The 25014-nt window shown below is 64.7% G+C and carries 22 protein-coding genes; 18 read left to right on the top strand and 4 right to left on the bottom strand.

The features are described 5' to 3' along the window. Window positions 1-22: 22 nt before the first annotated feature. From ACODS0_RS18175 to ACODS0_RS18140, 8 genes are all read left to right on the top strand, one after another. A complete protein-coding gene (locus ACODS0_RS18175) occupies window positions 23-2542 on the top strand; it encodes an ABC transporter permease (protein WP_055402814.1) in 2520 nt (839 codons plus the stop codon). 94 nt (window positions 2543-2636) lie between these two features. After that, window positions 2637-3068 carry a group II truncated hemoglobin gene (locus ACODS0_RS18170; RefSeq protein WP_488836243.1) on the top strand — a complete coding sequence of 144 codons (432 nt, stop codon included), beginning with the start codon at window positions 2637-2639 and terminating at the stop codon, window positions 3066-3068. A 72-nt stretch (window positions 3069-3140) separates the two neighbouring features. Next, window positions 3141-3623, top strand: coding sequence for a RidA family protein (locus ACODS0_RS18165; RefSeq protein ID WP_121507317.1), 483 nt, complete (start codon window positions 3141-3143; stop codon window positions 3621-3623). 75 nt (window positions 3624-3698) lie between these two features. After that, on the top strand, window positions 3699-4106 hold the full coding sequence (locus ACODS0_RS18160; protein ID WP_488836241.1) for a GFA family protein: 408 nt from the start codon (window positions 3699-3701) through the stop codon (window positions 4104-4106). Window positions 4107-4111: 5 nt separating this feature from the next. Next, complete coding sequence (locus ACODS0_RS18155; protein ID WP_228898553.1) at window positions 4112-4504, top strand: GNAT family N-acetyltransferase; 393 nt, start codon at window positions 4112-4114, stop codon at window positions 4502-4504. 14 nt (window positions 4505-4518) lie between these two features. Next, window positions 4519-4737, top strand: a complete 219-nt coding sequence (locus ACODS0_RS18150) for a DUF7661 family protein (RefSeq protein ID WP_488836239.1) — start codon at window positions 4519-4521, stop codon at window positions 4735-4737. 125 nt (window positions 4738-4862) lie between these two features. Then, window positions 4863-6884 carry a bifunctional 2',3'-cyclic-nucleotide 2'-phosphodiesterase/3'-nucleotidase gene (locus tag ACODS0_RS18145; protein ID WP_488836238.1) on the top strand — a complete coding sequence of 674 codons (2022 nt, stop codon included), beginning with the start codon at window positions 4863-4865 and terminating at the stop codon, window positions 6882-6884. A gap of 122 nt (window positions 6885-7006) precedes the next feature. After that, window positions 7007-7534 (top strand): midcut-by-XrtH protein, encoded by a 528-nt coding sequence (locus ACODS0_RS18140; RefSeq protein ID WP_228898550.1) that lies wholly within the window; start codon window positions 7007-7009, stop codon window positions 7532-7534. Window positions 7535-7639: 105 nt separating this feature from the next. On the opposite strand, the gene ACODS0_RS18135 is transcribed toward ACODS0_RS18140, so the two are convergent. Together ACODS0_RS18135 and radC are read right to left on the bottom strand one after the other, a co-directional pair. After that, window positions 7640-8389, bottom strand: coding sequence for a Smr/MutS family protein (locus ACODS0_RS18135; protein ID WP_488836340.1), 750 nt, complete (start codon window positions 8387-8389; stop codon window positions 7640-7642). Between the two features lie 185 nt (window positions 8390-8574). Continuing rightward, on the bottom strand, window positions 8575-9288 hold the full coding sequence (radC, locus tag ACODS0_RS18130; protein WP_488836237.1) for a RadC family protein: 714 nt from the start codon (window positions 9286-9288) through the stop codon (window positions 8575-8577). A 90-nt stretch (window positions 9289-9378) separates the two neighbouring features. On the opposite strand from radC, the gene ACODS0_RS18125 reads away from it, so the two are divergent. Continuing rightward, a complete protein-coding gene (locus ACODS0_RS18125; RefSeq protein WP_488836236.1) occupies window positions 9379-9843 on the top strand; it encodes an FKBP-type peptidyl-prolyl cis-trans isomerase in 465 nt (154 codons plus the stop codon). Continuing rightward, a complete protein-coding gene (gene ispH / locus ACODS0_RS18120) occupies window positions 9843-10838 on the top strand; it encodes a 4-hydroxy-3-methylbut-2-enyl diphosphate reductase (RefSeq protein ID WP_436131589.1) in 996 nt (331 codons plus the stop codon). The genes ACODS0_RS18125 and ispH overlap by 1 nt, the downstream gene beginning before the upstream one ends. 134 nt (window positions 10839-10972) lie before the next feature. Here ispH and ACODS0_RS18115 read toward each other — a convergent pair whose 3' ends face one another. After that, window positions 10973-11701, bottom strand: coding sequence for a CBS domain-containing protein (locus ACODS0_RS18115; protein ID WP_487262136.1), 729 nt, complete (start codon window positions 11699-11701; stop codon window positions 10973-10975). 168 nt (window positions 11702-11869) lie between these two features. On the opposite strand from ACODS0_RS18115, the gene ACODS0_RS18110 reads away from it, so the two are divergent. The 4 genes from ACODS0_RS18110 (at window position 11870) to mnmH (ending at window position 16494) form a co-directional block, all read left to right on the top strand. Continuing rightward, the gene (locus ACODS0_RS18110; RefSeq protein ID WP_055402251.1) at window positions 11870-12811 is read left to right on the top strand and encodes a threonine/serine dehydratase; all 942 of its coding nucleotides are present in this window, start codon (window positions 11870-11872) and stop codon (window positions 12809-12811) included. Window positions 12812-12843: 32 nt separating this feature from the next. After that, entirely contained in the window at window positions 12844-14166 is a 1323-nt protein-coding gene (gene serS / locus ACODS0_RS18105; RefSeq protein ID WP_488836235.1) for a serine--tRNA ligase, read from the top strand. A 142-nt stretch (window positions 14167-14308) separates the two neighbouring features. Next, window positions 14309-15379, top strand: coding sequence for a selenide, water dikinase SelD (selD, locus tag ACODS0_RS18100; protein WP_488836234.1), 1071 nt, complete (start codon window positions 14309-14311; stop codon window positions 15377-15379). Window positions 15380-15381: 2 nt separating this feature from the next. Continuing rightward, window positions 15382-16494, top strand: coding sequence for a tRNA 2-selenouridine(34) synthase MnmH (gene mnmH / locus ACODS0_RS18095; RefSeq protein ID WP_488836233.1), 1113 nt, complete (start codon window positions 15382-15384; stop codon window positions 16492-16494). 293 nt (window positions 16495-16787) lie between these two features. On the opposite strand, the gene ACODS0_RS18090 is transcribed toward mnmH, so the two are convergent. Next, window positions 16788-17714, bottom strand: coding sequence for a LysR family transcriptional regulator (locus ACODS0_RS18090; protein ID WP_488836232.1), 927 nt, complete (start codon window positions 17712-17714; stop codon window positions 16788-16790). Window positions 17715-17825: 111 nt separating this feature from the next. Between ACODS0_RS18090 and ACODS0_RS18085 the strand changes: the two genes are divergently transcribed. The 4 genes from ACODS0_RS18085 (at window position 17826) to ACODS0_RS18070 (ending at window position 24604) form a co-directional block, all read left to right on the top strand. Then, window positions 17826-19031, top strand: coding sequence for an alpha-hydroxy acid oxidase (locus ACODS0_RS18085; protein WP_488836231.1), 1206 nt, complete (start codon window positions 17826-17828; stop codon window positions 19029-19031). Between the two features lie 384 nt (window positions 19032-19415). Beyond that, the gene (locus ACODS0_RS18080) at window positions 19416-22205 is read left to right on the top strand and encodes a type II secretion system protein GspG (protein ID WP_488836230.1); all 2790 of its coding nucleotides are present in this window, start codon (window positions 19416-19418) and stop codon (window positions 22203-22205) included. Between the two features lie 7 nt (window positions 22206-22212). Continuing rightward, window positions 22213-23565 carry a hypothetical protein gene (locus ACODS0_RS18075; RefSeq protein ID WP_488836229.1) on the top strand — a complete coding sequence of 451 codons (1353 nt, stop codon included), beginning with the start codon at window positions 22213-22215 and terminating at the stop codon, window positions 23563-23565. A 319-nt stretch (window positions 23566-23884) separates the two neighbouring features. Then, the gene (locus ACODS0_RS18070; protein WP_488836228.1) at window positions 23885-24604 is read left to right on the top strand and encodes a hypothetical protein; all 720 of its coding nucleotides are present in this window, start codon (window positions 23885-23887) and stop codon (window positions 24602-24604) included. Window positions 24605-25014: the final 410 nt, after the last annotated feature.

Below are 25014 nucleotides of genomic sequence, written 5' to 3'. Positions count from 1 at the left end.
ATTTGCGCTAAGGTTCAGCGCCATGAACCTGTCTTTTTTACGCTTGGGCTGGCGCACGCTGGCCCGTGACCTGCGCGCGGGCGAGTTGCGGCTGCTGATCGTGGCCGTTACGCTGGCGGTGGCAGCCCTCACGTCGGTCGGTTTTTTTGCCGACCGCCTGCAAGGTGGCCTGCAGCGCGATGCCTTGCAGCTGCTCGGCGGCGATGCCGTAGTGGCCAGCGACAACCCCACGCCCCCCGCCTTTGTCGAGCAGGCCAAGGCCCTGGGTCTGCAGACCGTGACCACGCTGGGCTTTCCGACCATGGGCCGCGCCAGTGACGCCCAGGGCGGCGCCAGCAAGCTGGTGGCGCTCAAAAGCGTGCCCCCGGGCTACCCGCTGCGTGGCAGCCTCAAGGTGGCAGACGCCCCCGGCGCGCTCGACCAGCCCACCCGCGACATCCCGGCGCGCGGCGAGGTGTGGGTGGATGCCCCGCTGCTCGAATCGTTGAACCTGGCGATGGGCGACATGCTGCTGCTGGGCGATTCGCAGCTGCGCATTGCACGCATCATCGTGATCGAGCCCGACCGCGGCGCCGGTTTCATGAGCTTCGCCCCACGGGTGATGGTGAACGAGGCCGACCTGCCCGCCACCGGCCTGGTGCAGCCCGCAAGCCGCCTGACCTACCGCTTCGCCGTCATCGGGTCGGCCCCTGCGGTCAAGGCGTTCAGCGAATGGGCTGTTGCCGAATCGAAAAAGCCCGACGTGCACGGCGTGCGCGTGGAGTCGCTCGAAAGCGGCCGCCCGGAAATGCGCCAGACGCTGGACCGCGCGCAGAAATTCCTGAGCCTGGTGGCCCTGCTGGCAGCGCTGCTGTCGGCCGTGGCCGTGGCCCTGGCCGCGCGCGGCTTTGCGGCCGAGCACCTGGATGCCTCGGCCATGCTGCGGGTGCTGGGCCAAAGCCAGCGCACCATCGCGGGCGCCTACACGGCCGAATTTGCGTTGGTGGGCCTGTTTGCCAGCTCATTGGGTGTGGCGCTGGGCTATCTGGTGCACTACGCGTTTGTGCTGCTGCTGGCGGGCCTGGTCGAGTCGGCCCTGCCGCCGCCCAGCCTGTGGCCCGTGGCGTTTGGGCTGGGCATGGGGCTCACGCTGCTGTTTGCCTTTGGTCTGCCGCCTGTGCTGCAACTGGCCCAGGTACCGCCGCTGCGGGTGATCCGGCGCGACGTGGGCGGGCTCAAGCCTGCCTCGCTGGCGGTGCTGGGCATTGGGGTGGCAGGCTTTGCCGCCTTGCTGCTCACGGTCAGCAGCGACATCACGCTGGGCCTGATTGCCGTGGGTGGCTTTGCCGGGGCGGTGGCCCTCTTTGCCGGGCTGTCGTGGGTGGCGGTGAAGCTGCTGCGCAAAAGTGTGAACGAGGCCACCGCGCCCCGCTGGCTGGTACTGGCCACACGGCAGATTTCTGCGCGACCGGCCTATGCCGTGGTGCAGGTCAGCAGCCTGGCCGTGGGGCTGCTGGCTCTGGTGCTGCTGGTGCTGCTGCGCACCGACCTGGTGGACAGCTGGCGCAAGGCCACCCCGCCCGATGCGCCCAACCGTTTTGTGATCAACGTGATGCCCGACCAGGCCGACGCCTTCCAGCAGACGCTCAAGGACGGTGGCGTGGCCAAGTACGACTGGTACCCCATGATCCGGGGCCGCCTGTTGGCTGTGAACGGCAAACCCGTGGGCCCGGCCGACTATACCGACGACCGCGCCAAGCGCCTGGTGGACCGTGAGTTCAACCTGTCGAACGCCGTGGAGGCACCGCCCCACAACCAGGTGGTTGCCGGTGCCTGGACGCCGGGCGAAGAGGGCGCGATCAGCGTCGAAGAAGGCATTGCCGAAACCCTGGGCCTGAAGATGGGCGACCGCCTGCTGTTCGACATGGGCGGCGTGCAGAACGAGGCACGCATCACCAGCCTGCGCAAGGTGGACTGGGGCTCGATGCGGGCCAACTTCTTCGTGATGTACCCCGTGGCCACCGTCAAGGACGTGCCCGTGACCTACCTGGCGGCCTACCGTGCGCCCGAGACCAACGGCTTTGACAACGGTCTGGTGCGCCAGTTTCCCAACATCACCAACGTGGACATGGGCGCCACCATTGCCCAGGTGCAGCGCGTGCTGGAGCAGGTGATCCGCGCGGTCGAATTCCTGTTCGCCTTCACCCTGGCTGCTGGGCTGGTGGTGCTGTTTGCCGCCGTCACGGCCACGCGCGAAGAGCGTGCTCGCGAATACGCCATCATGCGTGCCGTGGGCGCCCGCGCCAGCCTGCTGCGGCAGGTGCAGCGCGCCGAGCTGATGGGCGTGGGCCTGCTCGCGGGCTTTCTGGCCAGCGCCGTGGCGGTGGGCGTGGGCTGGGCGTTGGCGCGCTTTGTGTTCGACTTCACCTGGACGGCTGCCCCCTGGGTGCCCCTGGCGGGCGCCGTGGCTGGGGCCTTGCTGGCGCTGGCTGCGGGCTGGTGGGGCCTGCGTGAGGTGTTGCTGCGCCCGGTGGTCGATACGCTGCGGCGCTCGGCAGAGTGAGCAGGTGCATGGCCTTGGCCTGTGTTGTAGTTGATTTGCTATATTTTCGATAGCTTGTTGCGCTTTATGGATAAGCGCTAGGGCCTGTTTTGCTATGAATTCTGATACCCCCCAAGCTGGTAGCGAAGGCACCGAAGCCGTGGCTGCCGTCATCCCCTTCGAATGGATCGGTGGCGAAAGCCGGGTGCGCGCTCTGGTCGAGCGCTTTTACGACCTGATGGACCTGGAGCCAGGCTACGGGGAGCTGCGGGCCGCCCACGGCAGCGACCTGGGTCAGGCACGGCAAAAGCTGTTCATGTTCCTCTGCGGCTGGCTTGGCGGCCCCTCGTACTACACCGACCAGTTCGGCCACCCCCGGCTGCGCGCGCGCCACATGCCGTTTTCCATCGGTATCAAGGAGCGCGACCAGTGGGTGGCCTGCATGGACCAGGCCATGGGCGAGACCGGCGTTCCCGCAGACCTGCGCGCGCGCTTGAAGGAGAGCTTCATGGGCACGGCCGACTGGATGCGCAACAAGGGCGTTTGACAACCGCTGGGTTTTTGTGGGCGTGCATCCGCTGTGCTGTGCGCTGTTTTTTGAGAAAAGGAGCTGTTTTTTATGTCCCGCGATGCCCGTTTTCAGGAACAGGCCCAGACCCTGGGCTACAGCTTTGATGGCGAGATCAAGATCGGCGGCAACTACGTGCCCCTGGTCCGCGATGGGCACCACATCTACCTGAGCGGCCAGATCCCGCGCGTGGGCGACACCGTGGTGGTCACAGGTGCGGCCGGCGCAGATGCGACGCTGGACCAGGCGCAGACGGCGGCCAAGGTGTGTGTGATGCGCGCGCTGGCCCTGCTGCAGCGCGCGCTGGGCTCGCTCGATGCGCTGCAGGCTATCCTGCGCATCACCGTGTATGTGCAGTCGGCGCCGACATTCACGCAGCAAAGTGAGGTGGCGGACGGCGCTTCCGAAGTCTTGTTCACCGTGCTGGGCGACGCCGGGGCACATACGCGCACGTCGGTGGGCGTGCTGCAACTGCCCAAGAACGCGACGGTCGAGGTGGACCTGATCGCCACCGTGGCACCCTCGGCCCTCTGACCACCCAGCACCAGACGCCAGGGGCCAGGCGCTGCGCACGTTCCCTGGCAGAAACCGTAGGAGAGCCCGATGACCATGACGGAACCCGTTCACCGTGGAAGCTGCTTGTGCGGCGGCGTGCGCTACGAGACCACCGCACCTTTGCAGGCCGCCTCGCATTGCCACTGCTCGATGTGCCGCAAGGCGCATGGCGCGGCGTTTGGCAGCTATGCCAGCGTGCGGCGTGAGCACCACCGGTTTGTGTTGGGCCAGGCGCTGGTGCGCACCTACCAGTCTTCGGCCCAGGTCACACGCACGTTCTGCTCGGTGTGTGGCTCGCCCCTGCTGTGGCACAGCGAGGGCGCCCACGCCGACTGGGTGGCCGTGCCGCTGGGCACGCTGGACACGCCCTACGACACGCCGCCCCAGAAACACATCTACGTGGACTCCAAAGCCCCCTGGGTGGTGATCGGGGATGGCTATCCGCAAGAGCCGCAGGGGTAGGGGCCATGGCGGTCAGAGACCTTGTTGATCAGGACCTTCCGCAGGTGTATGCCTTGCTGGTTGCGCACGGCTGGTCGCACCGGCTAGGCACCCTGTCGAAGTTCGAGGCGCTGGTGGCTGCGTCGCAGTGCAACCTGGTGGCGCTGCACGGGGACGAGGTGGTGGGCTATGCGCGCGCCATTACTGACGGGCTGAGCAATGGTTATTTGTCCATGCTGGTCGTGGCCCCTGCGTTTCGGGGCCGGGGGCTGGGGCGCGCGTTGGTGCAACAAGCATTGGCCAAGGCGCCCGCAGCCACCTGGGTGTTGCGCGCTGGCCGTCCGGGTGCATCCGAATTTTTTGCGAGAATGGGTTTTGCCCCGTCGGCGATTGCAATGGAGCGCACACGCTCCACCTGACACGCTTGAATCCCATGAACCACCCGCGTTTCCATGTTTTTGGCCGCATCGTCGAGGTGCGGCGCGAATGTGCGCTGTGGCAGGCCTACCGCGTGGGCGCTGATGGTAAACGCACACCCTCAGGCTTTGTGATCCCCGACTTTGTCGAAGAACATGAACTGGCGCAGTTCCTCGAAGACCTGTTCCACGAAAGTGCTTCCCCGCACAACGGCGACGTGCACCGCATCGACTGACATCCTGACGACGGGGTGCCGCGTCACACCGCTGTCAAACCCCTGCCAGACACTCGGTCCCTTCTTTCACCCAGGGACTGTTCATGTCTGCGCGCACTCCAATCCATTCGCTTCTTTCTTCGCACATGCCGCGCCGCGTTGCCGCGCTAGGCATGGTGGCACTGGCGGCTTCGCTGGCTGCTTGCGGTGGCAGCGACGACAGCAGTAACAATGCGGGCGCCACGGCGACGCTGGCCGTGCTGGAGACCACCGACCTGCACTTCAACGTGCGCAGCTACGACTACTTCAAGCTGGCCGAGGACAAGAGCTATGGCTTTGAGCGCATGGCCACGCTGGTGCGCGCCGCGCGCAAGGAGTTTGCCAATACGCTGCTGGTGGACAACGGCGACACCATCCAGGGCACGGCGCTGGCCGACTACGAAGCCACCATCAACCCCATCCCCTGCACGCAGCAGCTGTCGATGTACAAGGCCATGGGCTCCCTGGGCTTTGACGCGGGCACCCTCGGCAACCACGAATTCAACTACGGCTTGCCCTTTCTGAACCAGGTGCTGGGCGGCGGCCTGGATGTGGACGGCGTGGATGGCTCCAAGAAGTGCGCTGGCGCGGGCTTCCCGGTGGTGCTGGCCAATGTGGTCAGCAACAAGACCAAGAAGCCGCTGGTGCAGCCCTACACGTTGCTGGAGCGCACTCTGGTGGCCAAGAGCGCGGATGGCAAGGACGTGAAGCTGCCCATCAAGATCGGCGTGATCGGCTTCACCACGCCGGGCATCATGAACTGGGACAAGCGCTACCTCGAAGGCAAGGTCACTACCGAAGGCGCGGTGGAGGCGGCCAACAAGTACGTGCCCGAACTGCGCGCCAAAGGCGCTGACCTCGTGGTGGCTCTTCTGCACGGCGGGCTGGACGGCGCGACGTATTCGCCCACCATGGAGAACCCCGGCCTGTACCTGTCGAAGGTGGCTGGCATCGATGCGATGGTGATGGGCCACCAGCACGGCGTGTTCCCCGACACGGCGGCCATCCCCGGCTTCAAGCTGCCGGGGGTGGACCACAAGGCGGGCACCATCAACGGCGTGCCAGCGGTGATGGCCAGCTCCTGGGGCAAGGCCTTGGGTGTGGTGCAGCTCGCGCTGCAGTGGGATGGCACCAAGTGGGTGGTCAACAAATCCGCCAGCAAGAGCGAGTTGCGCAACATCCAGAGCAAGAACGCTGCGGGCACGACGGTGACCGTGGATGCCGACCCTGCCATCGCCCCGCTGATCGAGACGCAGCACCAGGCCGCGATCCAGTACGTGAAGACGCCCATCGGCCAGACCGACTTCCGCATGAGCACGCTGTTTGCCGATGTGGGTGACCCGGGCGCAATCCAGATCGTGAACCAGGCGCAGCAGGCCTATGTGGCGGCCTATGTCAAGGCCAACCTGCCGCAGTATGCGCAGCTGCCCGTGCTGTCGGTGAGTGCTCCGTTCAAGAGCGGCTTCCAGGGCGGCGCCGACTACACCGACGTGGCCGTGGGCCCGCTGGCCATCAACAACGCAGCCGACCTCTACCTGTACCCCAACACGGTGTACGCGGTGAAGGTCAATGGTGGCGACATCAAGAACTGGCTGGAGGCCGCCGCCAAGCGCTTCAACCAGATCGACCCTGCCAAGACCACCGAGCAGCAGCTCATCAGCACGTTCCCTGGGTACAACTTTGACATGTTCACCACCGCCGACATGCAGTATGAGATCGACGTGACCCAGCCCGTGGGCAGCCGCATCAAGAACCTCACCTACCTGGGCAAGCCCATCGACGTGGCGCAGGAGTTTGTGATCGCCACCAACAACTACCGCGCCACCAGCGGCAAGAGCTTTATCGACAAGCTCGATGGCTCGGGCACGATCTGGGCCTCACCCGATGCGAACCGGGATGTGGTGATCGACTACATCCGCAAGAACCCGGCGGTGACCCGCATGGCCAACGGCGCGGCCAAGAGCTGGTGCTTTGCCAAGGCCACGGCGGCGGGCCCGGTGGTGTTCAGCTCGGGTGCCAATGCGCTGAGCGTGGCACAGGCGGGCGGGCTGGCCAATGTGTCGCTGCTGGCGGCCGATGATGGATCGGGCAAGGGCACGTCGAAGTACGCGATCGACCTCTCGAAGTAAGCCTGGACGGACACAAATACCGCTCTTGGAGACAAAGTGTTACGTGTTAGAGTGACCGCCATGGGTGGAGCAGGCTCCTCTATTGGGGGCTCATTGCCCGCCATTCTCTTTTTGGAGCCACTATGAACCGAACCGCTATCCGCCGCTGGGCCTGTGCTGGCTTGGGGTTGTTTTCCTCTTTGGCAGCGCTGGCGCAGCCGGCTTCCGGCGGAGTCATCAGCTTTGGACTGAGTTCCTCGATCCCCACGTTGTCTGACTTGGGGATGCTGGCTTTGGTGGGTGCCCTGGGATTGCTGGCTTGGAATGCCTTTCGGCGCCAGGGGCAGAGCGCCAGGTTCTACTCGCTGCTGGCGGCAGCCGTGGGGGTGACCCTGGTGCTGGGCGGTGTCTTTGGTGCACGCAATGCGTACTCGAACGGCAGCATTGATGCGGCCAACTACATCGGGTCCTCGTACAACTTCCCCGCCAATATTGATGAGGTGGTCTACAACTCCGGGGATGAAGATGTGTTGATCCTGAGCATCCAGGCAACCCCCGGTTACACCATCGTTACGCCAAATACCTTGCCCCAGTGCCAGGTAGGTATGCGGATCCCTGCCCACAGCGCCATCCCCTTCTGCTACGTCCGGGTGCAGGGTGGTCCGGTTTGACCGGAAGCTTCACGGCCAAATTCTGGAAGCGTATCGTGCGGATGATGCTGTAGTGATTGCTCTGAAATAGATAGCGCCCAGTGCTTTTCTGTCAAGCGCTAGGCCCTATTTCCGCAGCATCTTCTGCGCCGAGCGTAGCAGGACCACCAACGCACCTGCTCCACCTTCATCCCCCCGGGCTTGCACAAAGGCCAGGACTTCGTTCTTCTGCACCAGCCAACTGTGCACCCGGCCTTTGAGGACCGGGCTCTTTCCCGGTGAGCCCAGGCCCTTGCCGTGCACCACGCGCACGCAGCGCAGGCCGGTCTTGTGGGCGTGGCGGATGAAGTCGGCCAGCGCCTCGCGCGCCTCGTCCACGCGCAGGCCGTGCAGGTCCAGCTGGCGCTGGATGCTCCAATGGCCCGCGCGCAGGCGGCTCGTCACTTCCACGCCGATGCCGGGGCGGCGGAAGCTCAACTGGTCGTCCGTGTCCAGCAGCGTGGTCACGTCAAAGTCGTCGCTGATGGATTCGCGCAGCACGCGCTCTTCATCCAACCAGTGCTGCACGGGCAGCGGCGGGGGCTGGTGCTTGCGCAACCGCGCCACGTTGGGGTTGCGCAGTGGCGTGACGGGGCCCACGCTGCGGCTGAAGAGGTGGCGCTCGGCCTCGGCCCGGGCGGCGGCTTCGCGCTGGGCTTTCTCCTCGGCCTCGCGGCGTTCCTGGTCCTCGCGCAGGCGGCGGGCCACGGTGGCCAGGTCCTGCAGCTGGGTGATGCGTTCGCCTGCCCGGCGAGGGGCAGGTGGTGCGCGGCGTCGGGGCGGTGCCGGGTTGTCACCGATGGCGGGCGGCGCGGGGGCATGACGGACAGGCCGCATCGCCGCCTTGGCCGCAGCCTTCTTGTCGGCCAAACCTGCGCGCCGGGCGGACCGGGGCACGGCGGTGGTGGTGGGGGCAGGGGCAGGCTGGGCGGCGCCCATAGGGCCTTCGGGGCCGCGCGTAGCGCGTGCCAGTGCGGCGTGCAATGCCGTCGTCGGGTGGGCCGGTGCGGGCGCAGGCGCAGTCACACCAGGCCCTTTTCGGCCATCGACAGCGCCTGGCCGGGCGCCACGATCACATGGTCGAGCACGCGCACGTCCACCAGTGCCAGCGTGGTCTTCAGGGTCTGGGTCAGCGCCTCGTCGGCGCGGCTGGGCTCCACGCTGCCACTGGGGTGGTTGTGGGCCAGCACCACGGCGGCCGCCTGGTGGTGCAGGGCGCGCAGCACCACCTCGCGCGGGTACACGCTGGTCTGCGTGAGGGTGCCACGAAACAGCTCCTCCAGCGCCAGCAGGCGGTTTTGTGCATCGAGGAACAGCACCGCAAACACCTCGTGCCCCTTGGCCGCCAGGTGCAGTTGCAGGTAGTGCTTGACGGTATCGGGCGAGTCGAACACCTCGCGTTCGCGCAGCTGCTGGGCCAGTGCGCGGCGGGCCAGCTCCAGCACCGCCACCAGCTCGGCGCGCTTGGCGGGGCCCAGGCCCTTGATGCGCACCAGGTCGGCCGCGCTGGTGTGCAGCAGGCCGGCAATGCCGCCAAAGCCGCCGGTGATGGCGCCCGTGTCCGGGTCGATGCCGGGCGGGTCCAGCAGCTCCTGCGCCATCTGCAGCACGCCCTTGCCCACGATCCCCGTGCGCAGCAGGATGGCCAGCAGCTCGGCATCGGCCAGGGCGGCGGGGCCGCGTGCCAGCAGTTTTTCGCGGGGCTGGGCGTCGGCGGGCAGGTCTTTGAGGGGCATGGCGCGAGGGTCTTTGACGCCTGTCAGGGAGTGACGGGCGTAGGGCTTTGCCCGGTTTTCTACAATGCAGGCCAGTTTATCGGGACTTTCATGACCTCTATCGATGCCTCCGTTCCCACCGTCCAGCCGGGCTCTTTCCTCACCTTGCACTACCGTCTGGCGGGCCCTGCAGGCGATGTGATCAACACCTTTGCCGACAAACCCGCCACCCTGTCGCTGGGCGCGGGCGAGTTGTCGCCCGCCATGGAGCAGCGCCTGCTGGGCCTGGCCGAGGGCACGCGCACCACGTTCGAGCTGCCTGCGGGCGAGGCCTTTGGCGAGCGCAACCCCGACATGCAGCAGTGGGTGGCGCGCAAGCTGATGAACGAGCTGGGCGACCCTGACGAAAAGTACAACGTGGGCGACGTGGTGCAGTTCCCCACGCCCGACGGCCAGGGCAGCTACGCGGGGGCCGTGATGCAGGTGCGTGACGACGGCGCCGTGCTGTTCGACTTCAATCACCCTCTGGCGGGCCAGCCGGTGACCTTTGAAGTGCAGCTGATCGGGATCCTGTGATGCAGGCGCCGCAAGAGATCCTGCTGGCCGAGCCGCGCGGATTTTGCGCAGGGGTGGACCGCGCCATCGAGATCGTGGAGCGCGCCATCCAGAAGTTTGGCGCCCCCATCTACGTGCGCCACGAGATCGTGCACAACACCTACGTGGTCAACGACCTCAAGGCCAAGGGCGCGATCTTCATCGAAGAGCTGTCGGACGTGCCGCCCGGCGCCACGCTGGTCTTCAGCGCCCATGGCGTGAGCAAGGCCGTGCAGCAAGAGGCCGTGGCGCGTGGCTTCAGCATTTTTGACGCCACCTGCCCGCTGGTGACCAAGGTGCACGTCGAAGTGGCCAAGCTCGCCAAAGAGGGCTACGAATTCATCATGATCGGCCACAAGGGCCACCCCGAGGTCGAGGGCACCATGGGCCAGCTCGACCATGGCATCCACCTGGTGGAAGACGTGGAAGACGTGGCCCGGGTGCAGCCGCGGCAGACCGAGAAGCTGGCCGTGGTCACGCAGACCACACTGAGCGTGGACGATGCGGCCGAAATCTCTGCCGCCGTGCGCGCGCGCTTTCCCAGCGTGCGCGAGCCCAAGCAGCAGGACATCTGCTACGCCACCCAGAACCGGCAGGACGCCGTCAAGGTGCTGAGTCCGCAGGTGGACGTGGTGATCGTGGTGGGCAGCCCCACCAGCTCCAACAGCAACCGCCTGCGCGAGCTGGCTGCCAAGCTGGGCACCACCGCCTACATGGTGGACAGTGCCGAAGAGCTCAAAGGCGAGTGGTTTGACGGCCTCGCCCGCGTGGGGCTGACCGCCGGAGCCTCGGCGCCGGAAATCCTGGTGCAGCAGGTCATCGACCGCATCAAGGCGCTGGGCGCTGTGTCGGTACGCACCATGGCGGGCATCGAGGAAACCATCAAGTTCCCGCTGCCCAAGGGGCTCAAAATCGACGCGACCACCGGCTTGAGCATCACCGAACGCACGCCAGAGACCGGGCCTGCGGGGCATTGATCTGGGGGCAGCGGGCGCCTTATGGGAAGGTGTTCGTTGGTTTTTGCTTCTTAATTGATAGCTGCTAGCGCTTGATGGATAAGCGATAGGGCCTGATTTGGATCCTATTTTGTCGCCGTGCAGGATGGGTTGCGCTACAGCGCCATCGCAGGCCCGCTCCACAAATCCAGCGGTGGGTCCGCCGCCACCGCGCGCAGGATGTCGGTGCGGGAGATAAAACCCGACAGCACGCCCGCCTCGTCGGTCACCGGCAGGCCGGGCAGGCCCGTGTCCAGCAGCACGGCGGCCACGCGGCGCAGCTCGGTGTCGGGCGACACGGTGGGCACGGGGCTCACCATCACTTCGGATACCGGGCGGCGCGCCAGGTCGATGGCCTGCTTGACGGCACCGGGCTCGGGCAGCAGGTCCAGCGGCGCCATGTCGGCCCGCAGCAGCAGGCCAATCACGCGGCCCAGCGCATCCACGACCGGCGCCTGCGCCACCTTATGCTCGGCCAGGGTCTGCCAGGCATCGTTCACGCGCACACCGGGCGCCACACTCACGCCACCGGTGGTCATCACGTCGCTCACCTTGGTCAGCGGCTGGCGGGCGGTGGCCTGGGGGCCTTGTTCGGTTTGCGCATAGGCGCTCACGGCGTCGTGCATGCGCAGGTTGACGATGGCGGCAGGTGCGGCAGCGCTGGCATGGGCCGCAGTGGGACGGGGCGAGGCCGTGAAGATGGGCCCCGGCTGACCATCTTGCGCGTCCATGGCCCGCGTGCGCAGGGCCTGCGGGCGCTGCACGCTGCGCACCGCAGAAATACGCGCCAGGTTTTCAGGGCCACCCCGGTACATCTGGCCCGACGGGCCGAACACAAAGAACATGCTTTTTCTCCTGCGCGCAAGCCGACCACCGCGTTGGGGTGGGGGCTGCTCTGCCCATGTTATCGGCAGTTGTGCGGCGCGCGTGCAGTCAGCGTTGTGTCTGCATGTTGCGGGCAACCCCTACACTGCCCCTTCTTTTGACCCCACCAGCTTCACCGGAGCCCCTGCATGATCGACCGCGCCGCCATCGCCGCCGCCCGCCACCAACTGGCCACCCAGCCTGATTTTTTGCGCACCACGCCGCTGATGCGCGTTTCTGGCAAGTCCCTGGGCGTGGATTGCGCCGAGGTCTGGCTCAAGCTGGAGCACCTGCAGGTGGGCGGCAGCTTCAAGGCGCGCGGCATGTTGTACCGCCTCCTGGCCAACCCGGTGCCCGAGAGTGGCGTGATCATTGCCTCAGGCGGCAACGCCGGAATTGCCGTGGCTGCTGCCGCCAAGGCGCTGGGTGTGCGCTGCGAGGTGTTTGTGCCCGAGGTGTCGCCCGAGGCCAAGCGCGCCCGGCTGCGCGCGCTGGGCGCCGAGGTGGTCGTCACCGGCGCTGCCTATTCACAAGCCTTCGAGGCCTGCGTGGCCCGCCAGAAGGCCACCGGCGCGCTGCAGGCCCACGCCTACGACCAGCCCGAGGTGGTGGCCGGTGCAGGCACCTTGGCACTGGAGATGGAAGAGCAGGGTGGCCGTCTGCCCGACACGGTGCTGGTCAGTGTGGGCGGCGGTGGCCTCATCGGCGGCGTGGCCGCGTGGGTGGAGAGCCGCGCCCATGTTGTTGCGTTGGAGCCGGAACTTGCGCCCACCCTGCACGCGGCGCGCGCCGCAGGCCAGCCGGTGGATGTGGACGTGGGTGGCGTGGCCGCTGATTCCCTCGGCGCGCGCCGCATCGGCGCCATTGGCTGGGAGGTCAGCCAGCGCCATGTGCACGATGCCCTGCTGCTGCCCGACGACGCCATCCGCGCCGCCCAGCTGTGGCTGTGGAAAGAGTTGAAACTGGCCGTGGAGCCCGCTGCCGCGCTGGGTTTGGCGGCGTTGCAGATCGGTGCCTACAAGCCCCAGCCGCAGGAAACGGTGGCCCTCATTCTCTGCGGCGCCAACTTCGACCCGGCAATCCTTGCCTGAGCCCAGTCCGACCACACCTTTAAAATCCAGCCATGCTTGACATTCTTCTCCTCCGCAAAGACCTCGACACCGCCATCGCGCGGCTGGAAACCCGCAAAAAGCCCCAGGCCTTCCTGGACGTCTCCGCTTTCCAGGCCCTGGAGTCCGAGCGCAAGACGCTGCAGACCCGCACCGAAGAGCTGCGGGCTCAGCACAACCAGCTGTCCAAGCAGGTCGGCATGCTCATAAGCCGGGGCGACAAGGACGGCGCCGAAGCCATCAAGGCCCAAGTGGCTGCAGGCAAGGTGGAACTGGAGCAATCCGCCGCCCGCCTGGAACAGATCCTGTCCGAACTTCAGGCCATGTTGGTGGCCGTGCCCAACCTGCCGCATGAATCGGTGCCTGTGGGCAGCGACGAAGCGGGCAACGTGGAAGTGCGTCGCTGGGGTACGCCCGGCACCTTTGCCTTCGAAGTGAAAGACCACGTTGACGTAGGTACCCCGCTGGGGCTCGATTTCGACATGGGCGTCAAGCTCTCGGGCTCGCGCTTCACCGTGATGAAGGGGCCCATTGCCCGCCTGCACCGTGCCCTCAGCCAGTTCATGCTGGACGTTCAGACCCAGGAGCATGGCTACACCGAGTGCTATGTGCCCTACGCGGTGAACGCCGATTCCCTCAAGGGCACCGGCCAGCTGCCCAAGTTTGAAGGCGATCTGTTTGCCGCCAAGAAGGGCGGCCAGGACGGCGAGCCTGTGCCGGACAACGCTGCGCTGTACCTGATCCCCACCAGCGAAGTACCGCTGACCAACTTTGTGCGCGACGTGGTGGTGGCCGAATCCGACCTGCCCATCAAGCTCACGGCCCACACGCCGTGCTTCCGTTCTGAGGCTGGCAGCTATGGCCGCGACACGCGCGGCATGATCCGCCAGCACCAGTTCGACAAGGTCGAGATGGTGCAGATCGTGCATCCCGACAAGAGCTACGAAGCGCTGGAAGAAATGACCCGCCACGCAGAGACCGTCCTGCAGAAGCTGGGCCTGCCCTACCGCGTGATGAGCCTGTGCACCGGCGACATGGGCTTTGGCGCCGCCAAGACCTACGACCTGGAAGTGTGGCTGCCCGCGCAGAACACCTACCGTGAGATCAGCTCGGTGAGCAACTGCGAAGCCTTCCAGGCCCGCCGCCTGCAGGCCCGTTTCAAGAATGCACAAGGCAAGAACGAACTGCTGCACACGCTGAATGGCTCCGGCCTGGCCGTGGGCCGCACGCTGGTGGCGGTGCTGGAAAACTATCAGCGTGCGGACGGAACCGTCGAGGTTCCGGCCGTTCTCCGCCCCTACATGGGCGGAGTGCCGGAGCTGACACCCGCGGCCTGACCGGCCACGTGTTGCGCCCCGGATCGGCTTTGGCCGGGCGCACCCCTCAGGGCCTCCCCACGCAAATCAAATGCGTGGGCAGGCCCTGGTGTTTTTGCGGCCCCGCAATGGTAGTAGCCCGCCGATTCGGGACAATGCGGCCATGACTTCTCCCGACACCCCTCCTGGCATCGCCTCCCCCAGCACCCCCATCCGTCTCACCCAATACAGCCACGGTGCAGGCTGTGGATGCAAGATCAGCCCCAAGGTGCTCGACGTGATCCTGGCGGGCAGCGGCGCCCAGAACCTGGACCCGCGCCTGTGGGTGGGCAATGCGTCGCGGGACGACGCTGCCGTGTACGCGCTGGACGACGAACGCGGTGTGGTGTCCACCACCGACTTTTTCATGCCCATCGTGGACGACCCGTTCGACTTCGGGCGCATTGCAGCCACCAACGCCATCAGTGACATCTATGCCATGGGTGCAGACCCCCTGATGGCCATTGCCATCCTGGGTTGGCCGGTGAATGTGCTGCCGGCCGAGGTGGCACGCGAGGTGGTACGCGGCGGACGCGCGGTGTGCGACGCTGCAGGCATTCCGCTGGCCGGCGGGCATTCGATAGATGCGCCGGAGCCCATCTTCGGGCTGGCCGTGACGGGCGTGGTGGAAAAACGCCACCTCAAGCGCAACGACACCGCCACGGCGGGCTGCCGCCTGTACCTGACCAAGCCGCTGGGGATCGGCATCCTCACCACCGCAGAGAAAAAGGCCAAGCTGCTGCCCGAGGACGTAGGCCGCGCGCGCGACCTGATGTGCACCCTCAACCAGCCCGGCAGCCGTTTTGGCAAGTTGCCGGGCGTCATGGCCATGACCGATGTCACGGGCTTTGGCTTGCTGGGCCACCTGGTCGAGATGGCCGATGGCAGTGGCCTGACGGCGGTCCTTGACTATGCCGCCGTACCGCGCCTGAGCGGCGTGGAGTACTACCTGGCCGAAGGCTGCGTGCCCGGCGGCACCCAGCGCAACTTCGACAGCTATGGCGCCAGGATTGCGCCGCTGGACGACATGCAGAAGCAACTGTTGTGCGACCCACAGACCAGCGGCGGCTTGTTGGTTGCCGTGGCACCCGAAGGCGAGAGCGATTTTCTGCAAGTGGCAGCCGGGTGTGGCTTGCAGCTTGCGCCCATCGGCCACTTGACGGCGCGACAGGCCTTCGCTGTCGTTTTGGGCTGACCATGGAGAACCTGGCCGACTACCGGCACATCTTTCTGAACGATGTGCCCATGATGGATGTGCGTGCACCCGTGGAGTTTGCCCAGGGGGCTTTCCCTGCAGTGGTCAACCTACCCTTGATGGACGATGCCGAGCGCCAGCAGGTGGGAACCTGCTACAAGCAGCGGGGCCAGCAGGCGGCCATTGCGCTGGGGCACTCGCTGGTATCCCGCGACATCAAGCGGGCGCGCATCCAGGCCTGGGCCGAGTTTGCGCAGGCACATCCGCAGGGCGTGCTCTATTGTTTTCGCGGCGGCTTGCGCTCCCAGATCGTCCAGCAGTGGCTGCAGAGCGAAGCGGGCATCGACTACCCCCGCGTGATTGGTGGTTACAAGGCCATGCGCACCTTCCTGCTGCAGACCACGCAGGCTGCTGCCCAGGAATGCCGGTTTGTGGTGCTTGGCGGGCTCACGGGCACCGGCAAGACCGAGTTGATTGAACAGCTGGCCAGCGGACTTGACCTGGAGCGGCACGCGAACCACCGGGGATCCAGCTTTGGCCAGCGTGTGAGCGGCCAGCCCGCGCAGATTGATTTCGAGAACCAGCTGGCCATCGACATCCTCAAGAAGCGCGCGGCAGGGCAGCGGCTGTTCGTCGTCGAGGACGAGGGCCGGCATGTGGGGCGCTGCGCTGTGCCGCTGGAGCTGAGGCTGTGCCTGGAGCAGGCCCCGATGGTGTATGTCGAGGAGCCCTTTGAAGCCAGGGTCGAGCGCATCCTGCGGGACTACGTGGTCGCGCAGTGCGCCGAGTTTTGTGCTGCGCAGGGCGAGGTGCAGGGGTTTGACGCCTTCTCTGCCCGCCTGCTGGAAAGCCTGGACAAACTGCACAAGCGCCTGGGGGGAGATCGTCACCAGATGCTGCGGGCGACGATGCTCCGCGCCCTGGCCCAGCAGAAGGCGCAGGGCGATGCTGCGCAGCACCGCGACTGGATCACGGCGCTGCTGCGGTGTTACTACGACCCCATGTACGCCTACCAGCGCGAGAGCCGGGCAGGCCGCACTGAGTTTCAAGGGACCTACGGTGAAGTCCTGGCGTATTTGCGGGAACGCGCCGGGCTCTCAAGCTGCCAATCGTAGGGACCCTCTGCACGAATCACCGCGCCGTGTGCATCTGCGGCCTCGGGCGGTCTGTGGCGTTGCAAATACTCGCGCTAGCTACGGCTATTGCTGCGTTTTTGCGCCTTGCAGCCCATCCCGCTCCGCAGCGCCCACTTGCCGTTCAATTCGTGCAGAGGATCCCTAGGGATGTCGTGCATAACTCCCTGCGGTCTGTGATAGCGCGGTCTCGGGCAGTCCGCTGCGTTGCTTTTCTTGCCAATAGCCCGGCTATTGGCTGCCAAAAGACGCCTTGCGGCCCCACCCGATCCGCACTACCACCGACTCGCGAGGGTTATGCAGGACATCCCTAGCGCATGCGACACCGAAAAGTCCACCTCTGCCTGCGCCAGGCGTTGCATGGCGGGGATCAGTGCCCGCGCATCACCCCGGCGCCACTGGAAGCTGTACTGCAGCGGCGCTAGTGGCGTGCGTGCGCCCGGGGCGCGCAAGCCCAGCGGGCCCACCCACCCCGAGGGCAGAAACCCCACACCCACTCCTGCGCGCAGCATGCCCGCCACAGCCCCCAGGCTGTTGCACAGGATGTGCTCGCGGACGGTGACACCTTGCGCCAGCAACCAGTCGTCCAGCAGCCGCGTGGTGCCAGCGCCTGGCGGCAGCGTGACGAGGGGATGCTGCTGCAGCAACGCTTTGATGCCCAGGCGGCTGGCGCCCGCCAGGCTGGGTGACAGGGCCCAGGCGAAGCGCGCGGCGCCCACGGGCTGCGATAGCAGTGTGCTGCGCGACGAGCGTCCTGCGATCACGGCGAAGTCCAGTTCGCCGTCGTCCAGGCGGCGCTCCAGCACCCCGCCCACATCCACGCAAGGTTCCAGAGCCAGGCGTGGGTGCGTTCGCCGCACTGCCGCCACAAAGGTGGGCAGCCACGTGAGCGCAGAGAGGTCGCCCACGCCAAAACGGCAGCGGCCCGCAAGCTCCTCGCGGGAGCCCAGCGTATGGCCCAGCGCCGCCATGGCGTTGAGTACTTCCAGTGCGGCCGGCAGCAGACGCTCCCCCGCCTTGGTGAGCACGGCACGGTGCCCGCTGCGGTCGAACAGCGACTGGCCCAGCGTGGACTCCAGTTCGCTGATGCGTTTGGACAGCGAGGAGACCGACAGGTGCACCCGCTCCGCTGCCGTGGCGAAATTGGCGCAGGTGGCCGCCCACCAGAAGGCTTCAAGTTGTTTGACCGAGGGATGGGGCATGTGCAGAGAGATTGGCAAAAAGCGAACAAAGTCATTCTAAATATTCCGCTTTTATTCACTGATGCGGAAATCTACAGTGGCGCTGATCCCTCAACGCAATGACCATCTGCCATGCCCGTCTCCACTGCTACGCCGTTTACCACCGCGCCGCGCTCGCCTGCTGTATTGCGCCGCATGCTGTCGCTGCACGACTTTGAGGACGCCGCGCGCAGGCGTCTGCCCCGGCCCATCTTCGGGTACATCGCCGGTGCGGCGGAGGACAACGCCTCGCTGCGCGACAACCGCGCGGCGTTTGGAGACTTTGCCTTCGTGACGCGGGTCCTGCGCGATGTATCGCAACGGTCGCAATCCGTCGAGCTCTTTGGCGAACGCTACAGCAGCCCTTTCGGGATAGCGCCCATGGGCATCAATGCGCTGTCCACCTACCGGGGCGATCTTGTGCTGGCGCGTGCTGCACGGCGCATGGGCATTGCGTCTGTGATGAGCGGTACGTCGCTGATTCCGATGGAAGACGTGGCCCGCGACAGCCCGGGCACCTGGTTCCAGGCCTACCTACCTGGCGATCAGGCACGCATTGAAGCGCTCATCGATCGCGTGGAGCGTGCGGGTTTTCGCACCCTCGTCGTCACGGTGGATATCCCCATCTCCGCCAACCGTGAGAACAACATCCGCACGGGTTTCTCCACACCCTTGCGCCCCAGCCTGCGTCTGGCATGGGATGGTCTCGTTCGGCCGCGTTGGGTGGCGGGAACCTTTTTGCGCACGCTGCTGCGCCACGGCATGCCGCACTTTGAAAATTCGTTCGCCACGCGCGGTGCGCCCATCGTTTCTTCCACGGTCCTGCGCGACTTCTCGGCGCGCGACCATTTGAGCTGGCGCCACATTGAGGCCATTCGCCGCCGCTGGAAGGGGTCCTTGGTCGTGAAGGGCCTGCTCAGCGTGGAGGACGCGTTGCAGGCGCAGCATGCCGGGGCCGATGGCGTGGTGCTGTCCAACCACGGGGGGCGCCAGCTCGACGGGGCCATATCGCCCATGCGCGTGCTGGAAGACGTGGTCGCGGCCGTGGGCCCGAGTTACCCGGTGCTGGTGGATGGGGGCTTTCGGCGCGGCTCCGACGTGCTCAAGGCCATTGCGCTGGGCGCGCGCCTGGTTCTGGTGGGCCGACCCTTCAACTATGCAGCCGCCGTTGCCGGTGAAGCGGGGGTGCTCCACGCAATCACCCTGCTGCGCGACGAGGTCGATCGCAACCTCGCCATGCTCGGCGCCACGGGTTGCAGCGAACTGGGGCCCCAGCACATCGCGCGCCAGAGAAGCTGAGGGATGGATTGCAGGGAGCGGCGCAGTGGGGCCACCCTTGTTCATCCACGACGGCCCCAAAGGAATAGGGCGCTGTGCATGCCTTGGCCGGTGTATAGAGTTCATTCAAATTCTTTTGCTCTTAACTTCGTCATATTTGCTTACAAGAGTGGCTAATTTTTCCATTTACGTCCATTCTGCCTGGACGATATAGTCCCGCTCGTGCGTTCGAGAATCCCTCATAGGTGTCGGTCAACCGGTAACTTCGGGAGTGCGACGATGGCAGAGCTTGGCAATTCCAAACGAACCCTTAACAGGGCAACCTACACGCCTATCAAGCCTGATAAAAAGCCTGGGGGCAGGCCTCCGCGGCGGGCGCTGGACAAGTGGAGCGGTCTGGCGGCCATGAAAATCGCCGCTATCGAGCTGCCTGATTTGCGCAAGGCCCTGAGCCGCAACAAGGCTGCGCTGGCTGTGCTGGAGGTGGTGGAAGCGGCTGGTGCAACCACCGCTGGGCCGACGGCATCGGGCAATCTCGGCGCGCTACCGCAACTGGCCCAGGCTGATCCGGCGCACATCGTGCAGGTAGGGCAGGCGCTGCTGGCCTTGCGCCAGCGCAAGGCGCAGGAGGTTGAAAAAGCCGCACGTACGCTGGAATCGCACATGCAGGGCAGCATGGATTCCAAGCCACAGGGCATCAAAGTCACCGCGGCCTCCTTGGGCAAAGCCTACAAGGTCGATGCCACTTTCATCAACGAGCGCTTTCCGGGCGCCGCCTTGTTTCGCAAGACGGCAACGCTCAAGGCGACCGCCTCTGGCAGTGCGGCAGCACGGGCCGCAGCGATGGGCACAGTGCTGCAAGAGCATGTGGTCATGCAACTGCCGCAGGATTACGAGACCACGCTGCCGCTGCCGGTGAACGCGCTGCCCATGCAGATGCAACATTTGGCCCAGGTGGCCGGGTCGAGTGCGCAGGGACGGCAGGCCTATGAGGTGGTGCAGGCGGTGGCACAGTCATTTTTTCCGGGGGCTAACCTTCAATCCTTGTCGCTGAAAACGGTGCCGGCGGCGGCCTTGGCTTCGATCCAGGTGGCCAAGGATGCGCTGTTTGCCTTTGGCAAGCGACTCGAAATCGAGCCCGTGGGCTATCTGCATTTGGAGCGCATCGGATTCACCCCCGTGGGCATTGAGCGTGGTGAACTGGTCTATTCGGTTCCGTTGAGTCCGAAGGAAGAAGTCAACATCACGCACAAGGAGTGGTCGAATACCTCCGAGGAGTTCGAGCGCATCGTCACGGATTACCTGGAAACCTTCAGCGAAGAGGGCGTCACTGAAAAGTCCGAGCTGTCCCAGGCAACTGCTTCGCAGCAGCAGCATTCGAGCGGTTTTAATATGTCGGTCACAGCGTCTGGCGGTTATGGCCCGGTGAGCATTTCTGCCAGCGCTGGGTACAACGCGTCGGATTCGGCCAGCAGTTCGCAGCAGTTTGCACGCAACCAGAGCAATGAGTTCACGCGCAAGGCTTCTTCGCGAACCAAAAAAGAGCACAAAGTCAGCTTCAAGGTGGCGTCGGCTTCCGGCACCGAGGACCAGGCGGTTCGCAAGATCGTCAACCCTTTTGATCGCGCCACCCGTGCGGACTACTATCAACTCATCCGCAAGTGGCAGGTCGATCTCTTTCGCTACGGCATCCGGCTCACCTACGACGTAACGTTGCCCGAGCCGGGGTCGGACATCCTCTCCAAAATCGTGGAAATCCGAGAGATTCAGACCGCACTGGGTCAAGGCTTTGGCGCATCCGGATCCACGCAACCCTGGGCGCGCTTTGACCTCCAGCCCACCATGCTATCGCGCAGCAACTACCAGGCGCTGGCCGCAACGTATGGCGTCGCCATCGAGCCGCCGCCTGCTGCTGAAGTTCGCATCGTGCGCGGCTTTTCGCGCCAATGGTCATCGTTCGACGAATCCAAGCGGGCCGAGAACACCTCCTACGACATCGAAGTGCCCCAGGACTACTTCGTCTCCTCGGTGCAGACCGAGTTGCCCAACAGCTGGTGGGAAGGCAAGGATCATCACTGCTTCCTCAATACCGACGTTGGACGCTGGATCAATGCCTCGGGGCGGTTGACCATTACGGTCTTTAGCTGGCAACTCTCGGCATTCACGCTGGATGTAGTGGTGGTGGCACACCTCAAGACAGAGGTATTCCAGTCCTGGCAGATGCGGGCCTGGGGTTCGCTCCGGGACGCTGCGCAAGCCCGCTATGAATCCAACCGGGCCAACCTCAAGTCCCGCTTGGCGCAGTTGCAAGAAGAGCTGGGAGCGCAAGACGCCTTGTCTCTGCGCAAGATTGAGCGCGAAGAAGTCTCCAAAGGTGTGTTGCGCTGGATTTTTGGCCCAGATTTTCACTTTGTACCGCCAGGCGTTCCGGCCAATCTGTATGGCAGCGGGCAGACGGTGGCCACGCCAGATATCTGGGCCAAGGTCATGGCGCAGGGCGAAATCATCAAGTTCTTGCACCATGCGATCGAGTGGGAGAACATGCTGTATTTCCTCTACCCCTACTTCTGGTCGCACACCAGCCGTTGGGAGCTCAAGAAATACCTCGATCACCCGGACTTCATGCACCGCACCTTTTTGCGTGCCGGCAGCGCGCGCGTGGTGCTGACGATTCGGCCTGGCTTTGAAAAAGACTTCATGGCCTTCATCGACGGCGGAGTGCTGGGTGCATCGGCGACCGAGCATTACCTGACGATCGCCCAGGAAATGGAAGCCTATGCCAAGACCAACTACCCTGGTATCCGCCCGGCCAATCCGGTCGAGGATGCGCGGCCGCAACTGACTCCGTTGCAGCGCCGCGCCTGGGATGAGATGCAGGCCATCATGCGTGCGCTAGATCGGTTCCGGGATGACCGTGGCAGTTACCCCACCACGGCGCAGGGGCTGGCTGCACTCGCGTCCTATGGGCCGCTGGCGGCCAATGATCCCTGGGGCAATGCCTACGTTTACCAGTCGCCCGGTACAGTCAGCGATTACGACTTGAGCAGCCTGGGCGCCGATGGCGAGCCGGGCGGCGAGGGCGAAGATGCCGACATTCACAGCGCCGCAGATGCCACGCTGATCGGGCGCTGGCACGAATACACGCCTACGAGCGCATTGGACATCGCCTTCGACGACACCTTGCCATCGGCCTGATCCTGCCGTGGACATCGTCGTTGACAGCTCCACGCGCCTGGATCGCCTGCTGAGGCGAAGTGGCGTGCAGGCATGGCGCATACCGCTGCTGATTGCGGGCAATGCGGTATGGGTCATGCGCGAACGCAGCCGGCTCACACCCATCGCAGAAGACACCCGGTTGCAAGCAGGCGATTTTGTCCGGATTGTGGATCCCTTACCGTCTTCGGTGGCTGCCACGCTCCAGCGCGAGGTGGATCGCAATGCCCGTGACCTGGCTTTCGTGCCGGGGACTTCGGCATTCGATCTTCAGATGCGCTTTGTGCTTTCGCAAAGGCCTGCTACCCAGGTATTTGCAGATCCTTTGGTGGATAGCTTGCGATCATTGATTCAAGCCCTTGCACGCAGTGATCAAGTAACGCAACCCATCCGTCATGTGATCCTTGCTTCGCATGCCAATCCCGAAGGGTTGCTGTTCATGAAGCTCGATAGTTTGGGCGTGGGACACATCACCTACGAAGACCTGGAGCAGGCGGTGAGCCAGCGCTACCTCGAAATCGCCAACGAATGGCTGAATCCACGCCCTCATGACGCCGCTTCGGGTAATCCTGTTCCGGCGCAGGTGCTGATTCGAGGGTGCCGCATCGGGCGGGCACCGCCCTACCTGCGCAAGCTCAAAGAGGCGCTGGGCAATCGGCTGGCGGTGGTGGCGCCCAAGCATTTTCATGTGGTTGCACGGCAAAGTCGTCCTGCTGGCGGGGTTGAATACATGGACTATGGGTTTACCTTAGCTCGCCCAGAGGTGTTTGCCAACCGCGCCGGTGCCATTGCTGCGTTCACCGCAGGCGGATTCAGTCGGGTGGATGGCACACCTGTACCATCCCTTAGCTGGAACGACTGGGTGCCGCGCAGTATCCGGGCCACATCGCAACTGGCGGTACGCGCAGTCTCTCCCATCACCGGCGCTCGCGACCAATTCTTGGGGGAATTTCGTGTGCGTTCCCGACAGTTTCTGGATCAGGAGGGCTCGGTGTCAGCCACGTCGGATCCCGGTAGCGATACTGCAAGAAAGCGCGTGGTCCGCGATCAACTGGTAGCGCAGTATGCGCGCTACCAGACCACTCACCCATTTCCTGAATACGTGCGCTATGGGCATGCCACCATGGATGAATTCATGGATAGCTGGACCTGGCAGTTCCGCTACGACGCCGCGCAGCGCTTGCTGCACTTCAACGCAGCCCGGGTCGAATATACGGTGGTGCAGCCCATCATCAATCCCAGCAATGGTCAAGTGTTTGTTAACTTCTACCCCAGCGGCAGCACTGGCACGGTGATCGAACAACTGTCGCCTACCGATGCCCGCTTTTTTGAGGCGGTGTAGCGCAATGCGGATTGGCATCAACTATCCCTGGATCCACTACGACTGGGATTTTGGTGAACCGCCCAGAGGTGTCAGCGGACACCCATGGGGCACCCGGGCGGACTGGTACACACGGCTTGAGGATGACCTGAATCGTTTTCGCCGCATGGGCTTCTTTGCCGTGCGGTGGTGGCTGCTGGGCAGTGGTCTTACCTATGGTGTCGGGGCAGACGCGCCACAAGCGGTGGCCGGCACATGGCGCGTAACTACGGTTCCAGCCTTGTCGCAAGCGTTCATTGATGACTTTCGGGTAGCGCTGAGAATCTTTCGTTCCGCCAACATGCAAGTGATGCCAGTGTTCTGCGATTTTCATATGTTTCTGGCGGGTCGTGCAGATGGGTTGGCATCCGGCTTTGTCAAAGGCGGCAGGCGGGAGCTGATCGCCGATGCAACCAAGCGCCCCCAGTTTTTGCACAACGCATTGCGCCCTTTGCTGGATGCGGCCAGCACCTTTCGGGATGTGATCTACGCCTGGGACCTGATCAATGAACCAGAATGGTGTGTGACCAACCCAGGCGGCAACATTCGCGCAGGCAGAAGCCCGACGCTGGACAGAGTATCCATGCTCGCGTTCTTGCGCGAAGGGGTGACCATGATCAATCGTGCCGACTATCGCTCCAGTATTGGTTTTGTGCAGCGCGCCACCGTGGACGACTGGAACTCCATCGATCTACAAGTGCGACTGCACCAGTTTCACTACTACGGCTCAGACCCGCTACCCCACCATACTTTTCACCCGGACTACCCGCTCATCGTGGGAGAGTTTGCCAGCGCATTGCATCGCACCTGGCCCGACATTGCCACCCAGGAAGCAAGAGACCCAGGGCACATCGTCGTGAACCGCTTGCGCTATCTGGAGCGGCAGGGCTACCCCGTGGCATTCATCTGGGCGGCACAAGAGCCCGCGCCATCGGTTGACCCGGGCGAGCTCCAAGCCGTGGACTGGAGCGACCGCACACGCGCACAGGTGTGCAGCTATGTGGGGCGCTCCATACCCTGATTGATCAGATTGCGATGGCCATGCGTCAGCGAGCCCTTGACGCGTGGTGCTTGGGGGCTCCTTGCTCATCGAGGGCTTTTTTGCGCAGCAGATTTGGCGAGACCTTCCAGTTTTGGCCATCGTTGGTATGAACGCTGGGAGTTTTTTTGTTCTGGCGCAGCACAACGCCAAGTTTGATGCTGCCATCTGGCCGTGAATTGGACACCGTCGCCTTCAGAGAACTGGGCCAATTGCGTCGCGCTGTGGGCTTGTGCCAGCAGGTTCAAGCGCTCGACAACCATCCGTTGAGGTAGAGCTGGTCTTCCTCTCCCATGTGGTGCAAGGCCTGCGTGAACAACTCACGGTCCAAAAGGGTTTGCTTGGAATTCGTCATCCAAGCCCGCAAAGTACAGCAAAGTACAGGCCAGAGT

Source organism: Acidovorax sp. FG60 (assembly GCF_057808995.1).
Note: the sequence above shows the minus strand (reverse complement) of the source record. Positions and strands in the feature narration are given on the sequence as shown.

What these genes read in the sequence shown, in the direction of transcription:
- ACODS0_RS18175 (WP_055402814.1), top strand. Translation starts at nt 23, where the DNA reads ATGAACCTGTCTTTTTTACGCTTGGGCTGGCGCACGCTGGCCCGTGAC.
- ACODS0_RS18170 (WP_488836243.1), top strand. Translation starts at nt 2,637, where the DNA reads ATGAATTCTGATACCCCCCAAGCTGGTAGCGAAGGCACCGAAGCCGTG.
- ACODS0_RS18165 (WP_121507317.1), top strand. Translation starts at nt 3,141, where the DNA reads ATGTCCCGCGATGCCCGTTTTCAGGAACAGGCCCAGACCCTGGGCTAC.
- ACODS0_RS18160 (WP_488836241.1), top strand. Translation starts at nt 3,699, where the DNA reads ATGACGGAACCCGTTCACCGTGGAAGCTGCTTGTGCGGCGGCGTGCGC.
- ACODS0_RS18155 (WP_228898553.1), top strand. Translation starts at nt 4,112, where the DNA reads ATGGCGGTCAGAGACCTTGTTGATCAGGACCTTCCGCAGGTGTATGCC.
- ACODS0_RS18150 (WP_488836239.1), top strand. Translation starts at nt 4,519, where the DNA reads ATGAACCACCCGCGTTTCCATGTTTTTGGCCGCATCGTCGAGGTGCGG.
- ACODS0_RS18145 (WP_488836238.1), top strand. Translation starts at nt 4,863, where the DNA reads ATGCCGCGCCGCGTTGCCGCGCTAGGCATGGTGGCACTGGCGGCTTCG.
- ACODS0_RS18140 (WP_228898550.1), top strand. Translation starts at nt 7,007, where the DNA reads ATGAACCGAACCGCTATCCGCCGCTGGGCCTGTGCTGGCTTGGGGTTG.
- ACODS0_RS18135 (WP_488836340.1), bottom strand. Translation starts at nt 8,389, where the DNA reads ATGCGGCCTGTCCGTCATGCCCCCGCGCCGCCCGCCATCGGTGACAAC.
- radC (WP_488836237.1), bottom strand. Translation starts at nt 9,288, where the DNA reads ATGCCCCTCAAAGACCTGCCCGCCGACGCCCAGCCCCGCGAAAAACTG.
- ACODS0_RS18125 (WP_488836236.1), top strand. Translation starts at nt 9,379, where the DNA reads ATGACCTCTATCGATGCCTCCGTTCCCACCGTCCAGCCGGGCTCTTTC.
- ispH (WP_436131589.1), top strand. Translation starts at nt 9,843, where the DNA reads ATGCAGGCGCCGCAAGAGATCCTGCTGGCCGAGCCGCGCGGATTTTGC.
- ACODS0_RS18115 (WP_487262136.1), bottom strand. Translation starts at nt 11,701, where the DNA reads ATGTTCTTTGTGTTCGGCCCGTCGGGCCAGATGTACCGGGGTGGCCCT.
- ACODS0_RS18110 (WP_055402251.1), top strand. Translation starts at nt 11,870, where the DNA reads ATGATCGACCGCGCCGCCATCGCCGCCGCCCGCCACCAACTGGCCACC.
- serS (WP_488836235.1), top strand. Translation starts at nt 12,844, where the DNA reads ATGCTTGACATTCTTCTCCTCCGCAAAGACCTCGACACCGCCATCGCG.
- selD (WP_488836234.1), top strand. Translation starts at nt 14,309, where the DNA reads ATGACTTCTCCCGACACCCCTCCTGGCATCGCCTCCCCCAGCACCCCC.
- mnmH (WP_488836233.1), top strand. Translation starts at nt 15,382, where the DNA reads ATGGAGAACCTGGCCGACTACCGGCACATCTTTCTGAACGATGTGCCC.
- ACODS0_RS18090 (WP_488836232.1), bottom strand. Translation starts at nt 17,714, where the DNA reads ATGCCCCATCCCTCGGTCAAACAACTTGAAGCCTTCTGGTGGGCGGCC.
- ACODS0_RS18085 (WP_488836231.1), top strand. Translation starts at nt 17,826, where the DNA reads ATGCCCGTCTCCACTGCTACGCCGTTTACCACCGCGCCGCGCTCGCCT.
- ACODS0_RS18080 (WP_488836230.1), top strand. Translation starts at nt 19,416, where the DNA reads ATGAAAATCGCCGCTATCGAGCTGCCTGATTTGCGCAAGGCCCTGAGC.
- ACODS0_RS18070 (WP_488836228.1), top strand. Translation starts at nt 23,885, where the DNA reads ATGCAAGTGATGCCAGTGTTCTGCGATTTTCATATGTTTCTGGCGGGT.